The 12713-nt window shown below is 62.1% G+C and carries 7 protein-coding genes; 4 read left to right on the top strand and 3 right to left on the bottom strand.

Annotated elements, in window-relative coordinates:
* Nucleotides 1-47: 47 nt before the first annotated feature.
* Both ACSV9I_RS06870 and ACSV9I_RS06875 read left to right on the top strand, forming a co-directional pair.
* Entirely contained in the window at nucleotides 48-1247 is a 1200-nt protein-coding gene (locus ACSV9I_RS06870; RefSeq protein ID WP_438328041.1) for an O-antigen ligase family protein, read from the top strand.
* Complete coding sequence (locus ACSV9I_RS06875; RefSeq protein WP_054156644.1) at nucleotides 1231-1731, top strand: DUF721 domain-containing protein; 501 nt, start codon at nucleotides 1231-1233, stop codon at nucleotides 1729-1731. Before ACSV9I_RS06870 ends, ACSV9I_RS06875 begins: the two co-directional genes overlap by 17 nt.
* A 105-nt stretch (nucleotides 1732-1836) precedes the next feature.
* On the opposite strand, the gene ACSV9I_RS06880 is transcribed toward ACSV9I_RS06875, so the two are convergent.
* The 3 genes from ACSV9I_RS06880 to ACSV9I_RS06890 all read right to left on the bottom strand — a co-directional run bounded on the left by ACSV9I_RS06880 (nucleotide 1837) and on the right by ACSV9I_RS06890 (nucleotide 8031).
* Entirely contained in the window at nucleotides 1837-4011 is a 2175-nt protein-coding gene (locus tag ACSV9I_RS06880) for a CHASE2 domain-containing protein (RefSeq protein ID WP_438328043.1), read from the bottom strand.
* Between the two features lie 50 nt (nucleotides 4012-4061).
* Nucleotides 4062-6512, bottom strand: a complete 2451-nt coding sequence (locus ACSV9I_RS06885; protein ID WP_438328536.1) for a FecR domain-containing protein — start codon at nucleotides 6510-6512, stop codon at nucleotides 4062-4064.
* Between the two features lie 124 nt (nucleotides 6513-6636).
* Nucleotides 6637-8031: a tetratricopeptide repeat protein gene (locus ACSV9I_RS06890; RefSeq protein ID WP_438328044.1), complete on the bottom strand. Its 1395-nt coding sequence runs from the start codon at nucleotides 8029-8031 to the stop codon at nucleotides 6637-6639.
* Nucleotides 8032-8472: 441 nt separating this feature from the next.
* Between ACSV9I_RS06890 and ACSV9I_RS06895 the strand changes: the two genes are divergently transcribed.
* Together ACSV9I_RS06895 and ACSV9I_RS06900 are read left to right on the top strand one after the other, a co-directional pair.
* Nucleotides 8473-9162, top strand: coding sequence for a DsbA family protein (locus tag ACSV9I_RS06895; protein ID WP_438328045.1), 690 nt, complete (start codon nucleotides 8473-8475; stop codon nucleotides 9160-9162).
* A 78-nt stretch (nucleotides 9163-9240) separates the two neighbouring features.
* Nucleotides 9241-12705, top strand: coding sequence for a chromosome segregation SMC family protein (locus ACSV9I_RS06900; RefSeq protein ID WP_438328046.1), 3465 nt, complete (start codon nucleotides 9241-9243; stop codon nucleotides 12703-12705).
* Nucleotides 12706-12713 lie beyond the last annotated feature (8 nt).

Raw genomic sequence — 12713 nt, forward strand, 5'->3', positions numbered from 1 at the left:
TCGCGCATGAATGAAGGTGGTAATCCATGCATGTATTCCAGAGATCGATGACTGCAAACAACCTGGCGGCGATTTATGCAGTTTTCGTGCTGGCTGCGCTGGGTGGGTCTGTGATCACGGGACTGCTGATTGTGTCGGCGTTTTGGGCATTGGTCTATGTGCTCATCGGGCGCATCCGCCCGAAATTTTCCGCAGGCATTGCAATTTTCTCGATTGTTCTTCTGGCGTACGTTGCAGTCAACATTCTGTTTTTCATTGTAAATTTTGGTGAAGTCTTCACGGAGCCTCTTGTGGAGCTTCGTAAGATTGCACCGCAAATCCTGTTCCTCGCAGCAATCCCCATAATGTGGCGCCTTGCGATTTCGCCTGGGGAAGGCCTTCTGCCTGCACTGTGGAGGGGGGCTGCAATCGGTGCCATCGCTGTTCTGCCGTTGGCGCTTTTCCAGCTATATGGGCTCGGAGAGCGTGCCGAGGGCGGAAGCGGAAACGCCATTCCCTTCGCATTGACCAGTGCACTCTTGAGCGTCACATCGCTTGCCGGGCTTCTCGATGACAACAGACGGTTTCGAATTCTAGCGGGTGCAGGCTTCGTAAGTGGTTACATCTGTGTCTTCCTTGCCCAAACCAAGGGTCTGATGCCGGTTCCGCTGGTCTGTGCTCTCGTCTTCGCAATCGCCTTTTTCCGCCAGAGGATAAGGATTGGACAGGCCGTCGGCCTGCTTGTTTTATTGGCCACACTCGTGATCGCCGGCCTCTACGGTTCAGGCAGCCACAAACGCTTCCACGATGTCGCACAAAGAGCCATGGGTGACGAGCATGTGGAACTGGATGCATCCTATTCCGTCAGATGGGACATCTGGGTGAAGGCCGTGAGTGCGATTGCCGATGCGCCTCTGGAAGGTCACGGCGTTCAGAACCGTCGGGCGGTCATCCAAAGCTTCGGCTATGCCTATTCGCACATGCATAATGGTTATCTGACCGCCATGGTCGATAATGGCGTTCTGGGCCTGGTCACCTTGCTCGGATTGCTGCTATCGCCGCTCTACATTGCCTGGCGCGCGCCACGCAATACGCTCTATGGAAGGCGGCTGTTTCTCGCATTCTCTCTGGTCGCGACCTATGCTATCGGTGGTCTGACCAACTTCATCTTCGGCCACGACATCTATGACGCGCTTTTTCTCTGGACGGGCATCGTCATAGCCGTCAGTGCCACCCCGGATCCGATCACAGATGAGCTCTCCGCCTAGGCGCTACGGCGCCAACCAGATTTCAGAGATAGCCAATGGCATCGTTGATCCGGTGCTGGCACGCCGTGCGGGCATCAATACCGCATTGCTCGGCTCCTGGGATGAAATTGTCGGCGAGAACTTTGCCGATTGCACCCGGCCGGAAAAGATCGCGTGGCCCCGGCGCTCGGATCTGCCCGATGATGGCGGCCATCGCCCGGGCGTGCTGACCATTGCCTGCGAGGGCGCCCGCGCGCTCTTCCTCTCCCACACCCAGAATGAACTCGTGTCGCGCATCAACGGCTTCTTCGGCTATCCCGCAATCGGCCAGATCCGCATCGTGCAGAAACCGGTTGCCGCTCCTCCCAAGCGGCGGCGGCCGCGCAAGCTGGAAGGTGAGAAGGCCCGTCGTCTTGACGAGATGATGGAGGGTATCGAAAACGACAATCTCCGCCGCGCCATCGAACGCCTCGGCACGGCCGTGCTGCAGGCGAAGCGCAAATAGCGCCAAGCTCGATCGTCGCTCGACGATCCCTTCACGACCTTCACGTGACCTGGCAGACGTCCGGGCGTGCAGAGGTTCAATCGGCGAGGGGCCACATCGCCTGCATCATTTCCGTGTGGCCGCGTAAATGCCGTCCCAGTCGGCCGGTGCGTCAGCCGGCAAGGATTCCAGCCGTTCGCGGTAGATCCGATGTGTTCCACAAAACAGCCCGGAAAGTGGCGTCAGCTCTTGCCGTGCCAGCTCCGCCAGATCGGCGAGTGCTGCTCGCGCTGCCGCGAAATCGCCGGAGCGCCAGGCCGCAATCAGGCCGGCATGCCGGTTGAGCAAGGCAGCGCTGACCGCAAGTGCCGGATCGCCTACCTGCCCGATCAGCGCATGCAACATCACCGGCGCCTTGCGTCCGACCACCCGCACCAGATCGATTTCGGCAAAGACAAACCCCTCTGCGCGCAGGCGAACCTCCTCCGTTACCAGCACCGGCAGGTCATAGAGTTTCGTCATGCCTTCGACGCGTGAGGCAAGGTTGACGCTGTCACCGAGGCAAGAATAACTGAAGCGCTGGTCTGAGCCGAGATTGCCGACACAGGCCATGCCAGTGTTGAGACCGATGCCGATCTTGAGATGCGTGCCCCGGTCACGGTTCAGCGCATCGACGGCGGCGACCATGTCGAGGGCCGCCTGGCAGCCCTTGGCCGGATGGTTGGCAATGTCGAGCGGCGCATTCCAGAAGGCCATGATCGCATCGCCGATATACTTGTCGATCGTTGCCTCGCGCTTCAAAAGCACATCGGTCATTGGCGTCAGGAAGCCGTTGAGCAGGCTGGTTAGCTCGGTCGGCTCGAGCGTCTCCGAAAGTGCGGTAAAGCCGCGGATATCGGAGAAGAGGATGGTCAGTTCCCGGTCCTCACCGCCCAGTTTCAGCGCCTCGGGATGTTCAGACAGCCGTTCCACGAGGGCCGGCGCCAGATAGCGCCCGAAGCTCTCGCGCACGAAGCGCTTTTCCCGGTGGCTGACCATCAGCAGCAGCGGCAGCGTGGTCAGAAGAATGGCGGCGATGCCGAAGAGGGGCTGCAAAGGGTCGAAGAGCAGCAGATGGTGCGAAAAGGCAATCCACGATCCGGAGGCGACGAGCGTCGCCAGCACAACGGCCGCAGCCGCGCCAATCGCCGGTGACGCGAGCCAGAGCACAGCCAGCATGATCAGGCCGGCGGCGAGCGTCGCGCTCCGTTCGGCCCCGGTGATCCAGTCCGGCCGCTGCAGGAAGATGCCGCTGGTGATCTGGTCGATGATCTCCGCATGGACCCGGACGCCAGGCATGGCCGGATCGAGCGGTGTGGCGACCAGATCGCGCAAGCCGACCGCACTCGTGCCGACGAGCAGGATGCGGCCCTCGATCAGCGGCGCGATGGCCGCCCGTTTTGCCGGGTCAATGAGATCTGCCGCAGATATGACCGGCATTTTCGGCATGCCTGAGTAATAGATCCATAACTCACCCCCGGCGCTGACCGGCACGTCGAGGGCGCCGACCCTGAGATCGGTAATGGCCGGATTGGCGTCGGTTCCGGCGGTGCGGATGATGTAGCTGCCGGCCTGCTGCGCAATTCTGAGCGTCTCAACCGACAGCGCTGGGTAGAGATGCCCATTCGCCCGCGAAACGAGCGGGAAGCTGCGCACGATGTTGTCGGAGCTCGGCGGAAACGAGAAATAGCCCATCGCATCGGCGGCGTCCGTCAGCACTGAGAGATTGGCCAGGGCGCCGCTATACTCGTTCACGCGAGAAGACGGATCGGCGCCGAGAAAGGAAAAACCCGCCTTCGGTGGTGGCACCGGCGACGAGTGCTCATTGGTGAGGGCGATGCCGATCACCACCGGATCGTCATTGATGGTCTCGGCCAGCAGCCGGTCGGGATCCGGCAACAGGCTGGCCGGCAGATCGAGGGCCACACCTTGTCGGCGCATTTCCTCGGCCATGCGTATGGGCGCGGTCCGGTCGGGTTCGGAAAACACGATATCGAAGCCGATGGCGGCAGCCCCTAGCGCGCTTGCCGAGGTCACCATGTCCGAGACGATGCGGCGCGACCAAGGCCACTGCCCAAGTCTTGCGATCGAGGCTTCGTCAATATCGACGACAGCGACCGGCGGATCGGTCGCCTCGCGCGGCTTCAGATCCTGGTATGTGTCAAAGACAAGAGCGGCGAGGCGAAACGCCTGCCGCTCCAGAAGGGCATGAACAAGGATGACGGCAACCAGTGCAGCCGCGCCGATCAGCACAGTGCCCATTCGACGTCTCTGCGCACCGGAGAGCCGCCGACGGCGCCGAAGCCCGATCGTCATTGGCTGTTGCGGCTTCCGGCAAAGATGCCGCCTGCCGACCATGTGCCATCGACAGCGGTGAAATTGCCCATCACACCCTTGACCGGATCAACGCCGTTGGACGCGAAGGCGCCGTCAACTGTTGTGGTCACACCGGCAACTGTTTCCGTTCCGCTGAATGTCGCCGTGTTGGAGCCAAAGTCGACGCCAGTGGCGAGGGTTTTACCATCGAAATCCGAAATGGTGACGCGGCCCTCGCGGTCTAAGAAATTCATCGTCGCTTCCATCGAGCCGGTCGCAATATACTGCGATCCGCCATTGACGACGGTGCCCACCGCATTGCCGTTATAGGTGGCGGTGCCCAGCGCTGCGGTCACTTCGGAGCCGGCCGGTTGCTTGCCGACGATCCAGTTGCCCAGATGCACAGTCTTGTCTGCGGTTGCGGAGCTATTGCGGCCCCACCAGCCCCAGGTCATGAAATCGCACGCCTGGCAGATTTCGGCTGTCTTTCCGCCGGTGCCGTTGTCAAAGATCTTCGCTGCCACCACGTCGGATGACACCATGTAGCTGCCGTCGCGGGTCGTGGCGGCCATCAACTGGTCGGAGAGATAGGCCGAATCGTCGCCGGCATCGAAGTCGACCAGGAATTCTCCCGAAGCGCCGACAGCGATGGTCCCGGAAAGGCTGCCGTTGGCAGCGTTGAAGTTGAGATCGGTGCGCCCGACCAGGACGGAGGAGCTGTTGCCCATGGTGCCGACGCCCGACGCAAAACCCGTCGTGTCATTGCTGCCAAAGCTGCGCGTATCGTCGGTTGCCACATCCGTACGCGAGCCAACATGGACATTGTCATAACCGCTGAGAGGTTGCTCGACCCCACCGGCAACGACATCCGGCAAGTCGCCCGAACCGATCACCAGATATTCGCCGTTGGCGCCGAGGAACTGGTCCTTGCCCACCTGCGAGCCGATCGTCTCGGCCGCGCCCTGATTATGGCTTGCCGTGTCCGCTGCATCGGTGCGGCTAGATCCAGCCATGCCGCCGGTCAGGCCATAGCCGCCGCCCTGAAGCAGGCCGACAGTGCCGGCAAAAACGTTGATCGCACTGGTCTGGGTGGCGCCGGTGCCGCTGATGTCGAGCGATGCCTGCAGCGAGCGACCAATCACAGTGCTCCCCGCCGTGGGCTGGACGCCCATGACATAGAGATCGCTCGAAACCGTGTTGTCGGTAAAGCCGCTTGCATCACCGACGAAGGGGATCGTCGTTCCCTCGCCATTTGTCAGGGAAGCCAGTGCGTCTGGTTCAAGCCTGTAGCGCATGATTTCGCCGCTGGCGAGCGTTGTGACAGCATTCGCCGGCGTGCCGCCAATCACGTAGAATGGCTTGTTATTGGCGTTTTTCAGCATGTATGCGACGAAATCGCCTGTGCCTGTATAGGCCGTGCCGGAGACCCGACCGACGCCCCGCGCATAACCAGAAACCTGGTGTTCGCTCAGCGTTGCGGTCGGTGCAAGCGTCGGCAGGGTAAACCGGCCACTGGTGCCATAGGTACCCTTCGACCCGCCATTCGTGCCCGCTGTAATCAGGCCGACCGCTTGATTGACGTTGCCGGAAGCATCCGGGGTCACGATCGTGACGGGCACAGGACGCAGCGTGTCGCGGGTCGAATCACCCGCCAGCTGGTCAGAGGGCTTGTTGACCGGCTTCGGCTGCGGAACGGGGATCTTGTTCTGACTTGGCGCGACGCCGGAATTGCTCCGCTCGAGCCGGCTCTTTTCCACCGTCTGGTCGTTCGGCCGGTTGATCGAGCCGCCATCGAAGCCCGGGCGACCGGCAAGATGCTGCTGCAAGCCGCTCACCCAATCGAGCGGTGTCCGGCTGACCCTTGAATTGGTCCCGTCCGAAATGATCGAGAAACCCGACTTGAACAGCCGCTGAGGCCGGCCGCGGCCGGTCAGCTCAACCTCTTTGCCATAGACCAGCGACATGTGCGGCGGCATGCTGCGGCCTTGCGCATCCTTGCCGTCGAGATTGATGTCGACGACCGCGCCGCGAATACCAGCGGTGCCGATCGGCGTGTTGATCGTGACATTGCCACCCTTCTTCGAGGCCTTGCCACCGATGAAGCGCAGTGCGCCCTTGGTCATGGTCGCCGTCAGCGATGCCGTCTTGGATTTCGGGTCGTAAACGAAGTTGTCGATGACGACGGAAGAGTTCGGCCCGATCGTAAATGCGGTACCGTCGGCGAGCAGGATCTGGACCAGTCCCTCGGCACTCGTTTCGATCCGGTGATTACGGATCACGGGGTCACCGAGCGAAATGAGCTTTCCCTTGCCTTGACCGTCATAAGCAGCCGCCTGGGGGTTAACAGCTGCTGCAACACCGGCGCGTTCGCCCTCGGCGAAGCTTGGACCCGACAAGGCGAAGAAGAGAGCCGTCGACGCGGCGAGTGCTGTTCTGATCGTCATCATCTTGCTCACGTCTCGGCTCCTGCAACATTTCCGGCAAAGCCGCCTCAGCGGTCTGGTTGTCCAGAAAGGCGAAAATACAAACAGTCAGAATTTGTCCAGTGATCCTGCGCTCACTGCACGCGTCCTAGAAGGCAGATTGCACGCCCACCGACAACGTGATGTTGTCGAAGGCCTTGATGTCGTAGTTGGACCAGACCTTGCGATACCCCGCCTCAGTCACGAGCGCGACCCGTTCAGTGAACGGCATGATCTGGCGAAGATTGAGCGTGAGTTCCGTATCCTGCTGACTTTCCTGCGCATTGATCATGATGTCGGGGTCGTCGTAATTGCGCCGGGAAACACCGGCATCAAGCGCCAGGATCCAGGCTGGCCCTTCGCCGACCGGCGCCGTGTAGCGCAGGGCCGTGCTGACCACCGCCCCGACATCGCTTGACGCGAGATAGCCGTCACGTGCTTCCTTGCGCGAGGCCAGGAGCCTGCCGGTAACGCTGAGGTTCTCGGTGAGGTAGCGCGAATAGGAAACCTGCGTGTCGAACCGGTTGCCGCTCTGCTGTTCGGCGGTCAGGCGTGTCTTCGTGTTGGTATAGTCTTCGTAGCGATAGGTGAACTGGAAGCTGAAGGCATCGATCGGCGAAATCTGCCAGTCGAAGGTGGTTGATGCGCCCAGCGAACCCAGATAGCGATCACCCTCGAGCAGCACGCCGCTCGACACGAGAAAGACCGACAGAGAGCGATCATCGAGCCCGAATCGGGCGAGATCGAAGGTCGGCCCCAGATAGACTTCAGCCGCTGCCGTATTCAGCGTGTCGCGTTTGTCGTAGCCGGCCGCATAACCCGAAACTCCCGCTTCGATCGCAATGCCCTGCTCGTCGAGATCGTGACGATAGCGCACCGATCCATTGGCATAGGCGTTGACGTCTTCGCCGGCGACGGTCAGGTCGTCGACCAGATAGGGAAGTCCGTTCAGGGTAACGGTCGAGTTTGTCGGGCCGGCATTGGCATTGCTCTGGTAGCGCAACCCCGTGCGAACTGATCCGGCAAAGTCTGAGGCCGACGATCCCTGGCGATCGATCGCGGCAATATATTGCGCCACGCGCGTCTGCACTTCCGCTGGCACATCCGGTCCGGCAAGCGTGGCATCGAAGTATTGTCGGGCAGTCTCGTAAGCGCCGAGTCGGAAATAGAGAACGCCGAGTTCAAGCTGCAGACGGGGCAGGCCAGGCGCGTAAATCAGCATCCGTTCCAGCGTCGAGATGGCGCCTTCGAGATCCCCGGCGCGCGATGAGAGGGCTGCATACTGGAAGGCGACGTCGAGATCGTCGGGCCGTTCCATCATCAGCTGGAACAGTCGATCTCGCTCCGCCTGGATGGCGTCTGCCGACAGCTCGCCAGTCCGCGGAGCCACGTTTTCCGACGACTGCGCAAGCGCCGGCGAACCAACGACGGTGGTGAGGACTGCCAGAATATTAACGGCTGCCGTAACGGAAAAACGGGAGACGGCGGGGAGGGGCGACGCCATGAAGGTATACTCGGTTACGAAGTCGTAAATTGTTTCTAGTGCAAGTTAAAGCTCTGTTAAACACCGAGTTTTCACGGGTTAACGACCAAGTCTGGGATCTTGTTCGTGCCCCACTCTACCTCAGCGAAGCGTAACTTAATCGTGAGCAGGCGGTAACGCAATCCTGTCAACTTCCGTTACGTAAGGTTTTCCCGTGTGTCTGGTTAATTGAACAGTCTCTGTTCAATCAATTTCGAAAGTAAGTGTAGATCAGTGCCGAAAAGGACCGCTGGCCGTCCATTTGTCGGTGGCCGAGGGCAGGGTGCGACTCCAGGTCGGACAAATTCAGGACCGAGCTATGTCACGCAACTTTGATTTTTCTAAGGTGGGGCTGCCTTGTTTGCCGCGACTTCGCGTTATAACGAGAAATACGCCTTTCATCTCCCAGCAGGTAAGACACAGATGTCCCTTTCCGAACTCTCGATCACCAAGCGCCGCCTTCTGGGCGGCATCGCCGCCACAGCCGTCGGCGTCACTCTCGCCGCATCCACTGGGTCAACGGCATTTGCCGTGGACCTTCCGACATCCGACCGCGATGTTGACATGGAAGAGGCGCTGAAGCCCGGCGCGCTGAAGGAAATGGCGCTCGGTGATCCCAATGCGCCGGTCAAGATCATCGAATACATGTCGATGACCTGCCCGCACTGCGCCAACTTCCACGAAAAGACCTTCGACACGATCAAGACCAAATATGTCGACACCGGCAAGGTCTATTTCGTGCTGCGCGAATTCCCCTTCCCACAGGACACGGCCTCGCTTGCCGCCTTCATGCTGGCGCGCTGCACGACCGAAGACAAGTTCTTCCCCTTCGTGTCGATGTTCCTCAAGCAGCAGCGCAGCTGGGCAGCCCCGGCCGATGGTGATGTGCGCGGTGCAATGCTCCAGCTGTCCAAGCTCGGTGGTTTTACACAGGAGAGCTTCGATGCGTGCTTGACGAACGCGAAGCTTGCGGCTGATGTGTCGGCGATCCGCGATCGCGGCGCACAGGAGTTCGGCATCCAGTCCACGCCGTCCTTCCTGATCAATGGCAAGGCCTATTCGGGAGACATGTCGGTTGACTCCATGTCGGCCCTCATCGACAGCCTGCTCTGATCGACGTTCCGTCATGATGACGGGCGCCGGTGATCTCTGCGCGCCCGTTTCCACCCTCTCCGCGAAGGAGAGGGGTCGATGAAGTTCAACCGTCTACGCCTCGTCGGCTTCAAGTCCTTCGTCGAATCGTCCGAATTTGTCATCGAGCGCGGCCTGACCGGCATTGTCGGGCCAAATGGCTGCGGCAAGTCGAACCTCGTCGAGGCCCTGCGCTGGGTCATGGGCGAGAATTCCTACAAGAACATGCGCGCGTCCGGCATGGACGACGTGATTTTCTCCGGCTCCGGCAATCGCCCGGCCCGCAACACCGCCGAAGTTGGTCTCTATCTCGACAATTCCGACCGCACGGCCCCCGCCGCTTTCAATGATGCCGACGAGATCCAGGTGACCCGCCGAATCGAGCGCGGCAATGGCTCGGTTTACCGCATCAATGGCAAGGAAGCCCGCGCCAAGGATGTGCAGCTTCTCTTTGCCGATGCCTCCACCGGCGCCCGCTCGCCCTCCATGGTCGGCCAGGGCCGCATCGGCGAGCTGATCGCGGCCAAGCCGCAGGCACGCCGGCAATTGCTGGAAGAAGCCGCCGGCATTTCCGGCCTGCATTCGCGCCGTCACGAAGCCGAACTGCGGCTGCGCGCCGCTGAGACCAATCTTGAGCGCCTCGAAGACATCACCGCCCAGCTTGAAACGCAGATCGAGAGCCTCAAGCGCCAGGCCCGACAGGCCAACCGTTTCAAGCAATTGTCCGCCGATATCCGCGCGCATGATGCGATGCTTCTCCACATTCGCTGGGCTCAGGCAAAACAGGCCGAGGGCGAGGCGGAAAGCGCGCTCAATCAGGCCATGTCGATCGTGGCTGAAAAGGCCAACTTCCAGATGGAAGCGGCCAAGCTCCAGGCGATTGCCAGCCTCAAGCTGCCGGAACTGCGTGAGGAGGAGGCAAAGGCCGCCGCCGCTCTGCAGCGCCTGCAGATCGCCCGCACCCAGCTGGACGAAGAGGCCTCGCGGCTCATGCGCCGCCGTGACGAACTCACCCGCCGGCTTGCCCAGCTCGATGAGGATATCCGCCGCGAGGAGCGCCTCGTCTCCGAGAATGCCGAGGTCATCGGGCGGCTTTCGGAGGAAGAGTCGGAACTTGAGGAAATCCTTGCCGATGCCGGACGCTTTGCCGAAGAGGCGAAGGATAGCTTTGACGCCGCTGCGGCAACGCTTGCCGACAGCGAACGCGACTTCACCCGGCTCACCGCCGAGCGCGCCGAGGCCGCCGCCGGCCGCAACCAGCTGGAACGCGCCATCCGCGATATGACCGAGCGCCGCGCCCGGCTGGAGCGCCAGGTGTCGGACGCCTCCCGCGAGCTCTCCGAGATTTCCGACCGCATTGCGAGCCTCCCCGACCCGGAGGAAAAGCGCGAAATGGTCGAGATTGCCGAGCAGGCTGTGCAAGACGCCGAAACGGTGGCGATGGAGGCGGAAGCCGCACTCACAGAAGCGCGTCGCACCGAGGGCCATCTGCGCCAGCCGCTGGAAGCGGCCCGTGCCCGTGTCAATGGTCTGGAGACCGAAGCCCGCACCATTGCCCGCATTCTGGCATCGACCACAACAGGTGATTTCCCACCGGTTGCCGACGAACTCTCCGTCGACCGTGGCTATGAGACGGCGCTGGGGGCCGCCCTTGGCGACGACCTCGATAGCGCGCTTGACCTCGATGCTCCCGCCCATTGGCATGGGAATGGCGATGGGGCAGGGGATCCGGCCCTTCCCGACGGCGCAAAGCCACTGATTGCCCATGTCCGCGCGCCGGCCGTGCTTTCAAGGTCGCTGCGCCAGATCGGCGTGGTCGAAGAGGCGGACGCACTCGCCCTGATGGCAAAACTCGCCCCCGGCCAGCGCCTCGTCACCCGTGACGGTGCCGTCTATCGCTGGGATGGTCATGTCACCGGTGCCGATGCCCCGAGTGCGGCGGCTTTACGGCTTGCCCAGAAGAACCGTCTTGCCGAAATCGAGCTGGAAACCGAAGAAGCCCGCGACCAGATGGTCGAGGCCGAAGATCGCCTCGCTGAAGCTGCAGAGGCCATTCGCGCTGAAGAGGCCCGCCTGACGGATGCCCGCGACCGCAGCCGCCTGACGGTCCGCGCACTCGCCGAAGCCCGCGAAGCGCTGACCCAGGCCGAACGGGCCTCTGGCGATCTGATCCGCCGCCGCGAGGTGATCGAGGAGGCGGTGAACGGCCTGAAGGGCCAGATCGAAGAGATCGTCGAGCAGGAAGAGACCGCGCGCATCGAGATGGAAGAGACGCCGGATCTATCGGCCCTCGACGTCAAGCTGCGTGACGCCGAGGCGATTGTCGCCCGTGATCGCGGCCTTCTTGCCGAAGCCCGTGCCCGCTTTGAGGGCCTTGCCCGCGAAGACGAGATGCGTCGCCGCCGCATCCTGTCGATCCGCCAGGAAAAGCAGAACTGGCAGAACCGCGCCAAGTCTGCGGAAGACCATATCGCGACGCTGCGCGAGCGCGAGGCCGAGGCCCGCGAGGAGATCACCGATCTCGAAATGGCGCCGGATGAATTCGAGGACAAGCGCCGCGCACTCTTGAGCGCGCTGGACAAGGCCGACAAGGACCGCCGCGAGGCGGGAGACAGGCTGGTCGAGGCGGAAAGCCGCCAGCGCGAGGCCGACCAGAAGGCGGCAGCCGCGCTCGCCACCCTTGCCGAAGCCCGCGAAAAGCGGGGCCGCGCCGAAGAGCGCCTTGTCTCTGCCCGCGAATGGCGTGTTGAGGCCGAGACCCGTATCGCGGAAACGCTGAACGTGCCGCCGCACGAGGCTTTCCGCCTGACAGGCCTCAAGGACCCTTCTGAAATCCGCGATCTGCGCGAGGTTGAGCGCGATCTTGACCGCTTGAAGATCGAGCGGGAACGCCTCGGCGCCGTCAACCTGCGGGCCGAAGAAGAGCAGAAGGAATTGGCGGACAAGCTCGCAGCCCTGGTCAAGGAGCGCGACGACATCATTGATGCGATCCGCAAGCTGCGCGGTGCGATCCAGAGCCTCAACCGCGAAGGCCGTGAACGCCTTCTCGCCGCCTTCGATGTGGTCAACGCTCAGTTCCAGCGCCTCTTCACCCACCTGTTCAATGGTGGCACGGCCGAACTGCAGCTGATCGAAAGCGACGACCCGCTCGAAGCCGGCCTCGAAATCCTCGCCCGCCCACCGGGCAAGAAGCCGCAGACCATGACGCTCCTGTCAGGCGGCGAACAGGCGCTGACCGCCATGGCGCTGATCTTCGCCGTCTTCCTGACGAACCCGGCCCCGATCTGCGTGCTGGACGAAGTGGACGCACCGCTCGACGACCACAATGTCGAGCGCTACTGCAACCTGATGGACGAAATGGCCGCCTCGACCGAGACCCGCTTCGTCATCATCACCCATAACCCCATCACCATGGCCCGCATGAACCGCCTCTTCGGCGTCACCATGGCCGAACAAGGGGTCTCACAGCTCGTCTCGGTGGATCTGCAGACAGCGGAGGCCCTGCGCGAGAGGGATCTGGTGTGAGGCCGTGC

This window comes from Rhizobium sp. G187 (assembly GCF_051549525.1).
Taxonomy (GTDB): Bacteria; Pseudomonadota; Alphaproteobacteria; order Rhizobiales; family Rhizobiaceae; genus Allorhizobium.

Bases quoted from the DNA above. Each gene is read 5' to 3' on its own strand.
- ACSV9I_RS06880 (WP_438328043.1), bottom strand. From the start codon at position 4,011: ATGGGCACTGTGCTGATCGGCGCGGCTGCACTGGTTGCCGTCATCCTT.
- ACSV9I_RS06895 (WP_438328045.1), top strand. From the start codon at position 8,473: ATGTCCCTTTCCGAACTCTCGATCACCAAGCGCCGCCTTCTGGGCGGC.
- ACSV9I_RS06890 (WP_438328044.1), bottom strand. From the start codon at position 8,031: ATGGCGTCGCCCCTCCCCGCCGTCTCCCGTTTTTCCGTTACGGCAGCC.
- ACSV9I_RS06900 (WP_438328046.1), top strand. From the start codon at position 9,241: ATGAAGTTCAACCGTCTACGCCTCGTCGGCTTCAAGTCCTTCGTCGAA.
- ACSV9I_RS06885 (WP_438328536.1), bottom strand. From the start codon at position 6,512: ATGATGACGATCAGAACAGCACTCGCCGCGTCGACGGCTCTCTTCTTC.
- ACSV9I_RS06870 (WP_438328041.1), top strand. From the start codon at position 48: ATGACTGCAAACAACCTGGCGGCGATTTATGCAGTTTTCGTGCTGGCT.
- ACSV9I_RS06875 (WP_054156644.1), top strand. From the start codon at position 1,231: ATGAGCTCTCCGCCTAGGCGCTACGGCGCCAACCAGATTTCAGAGATA.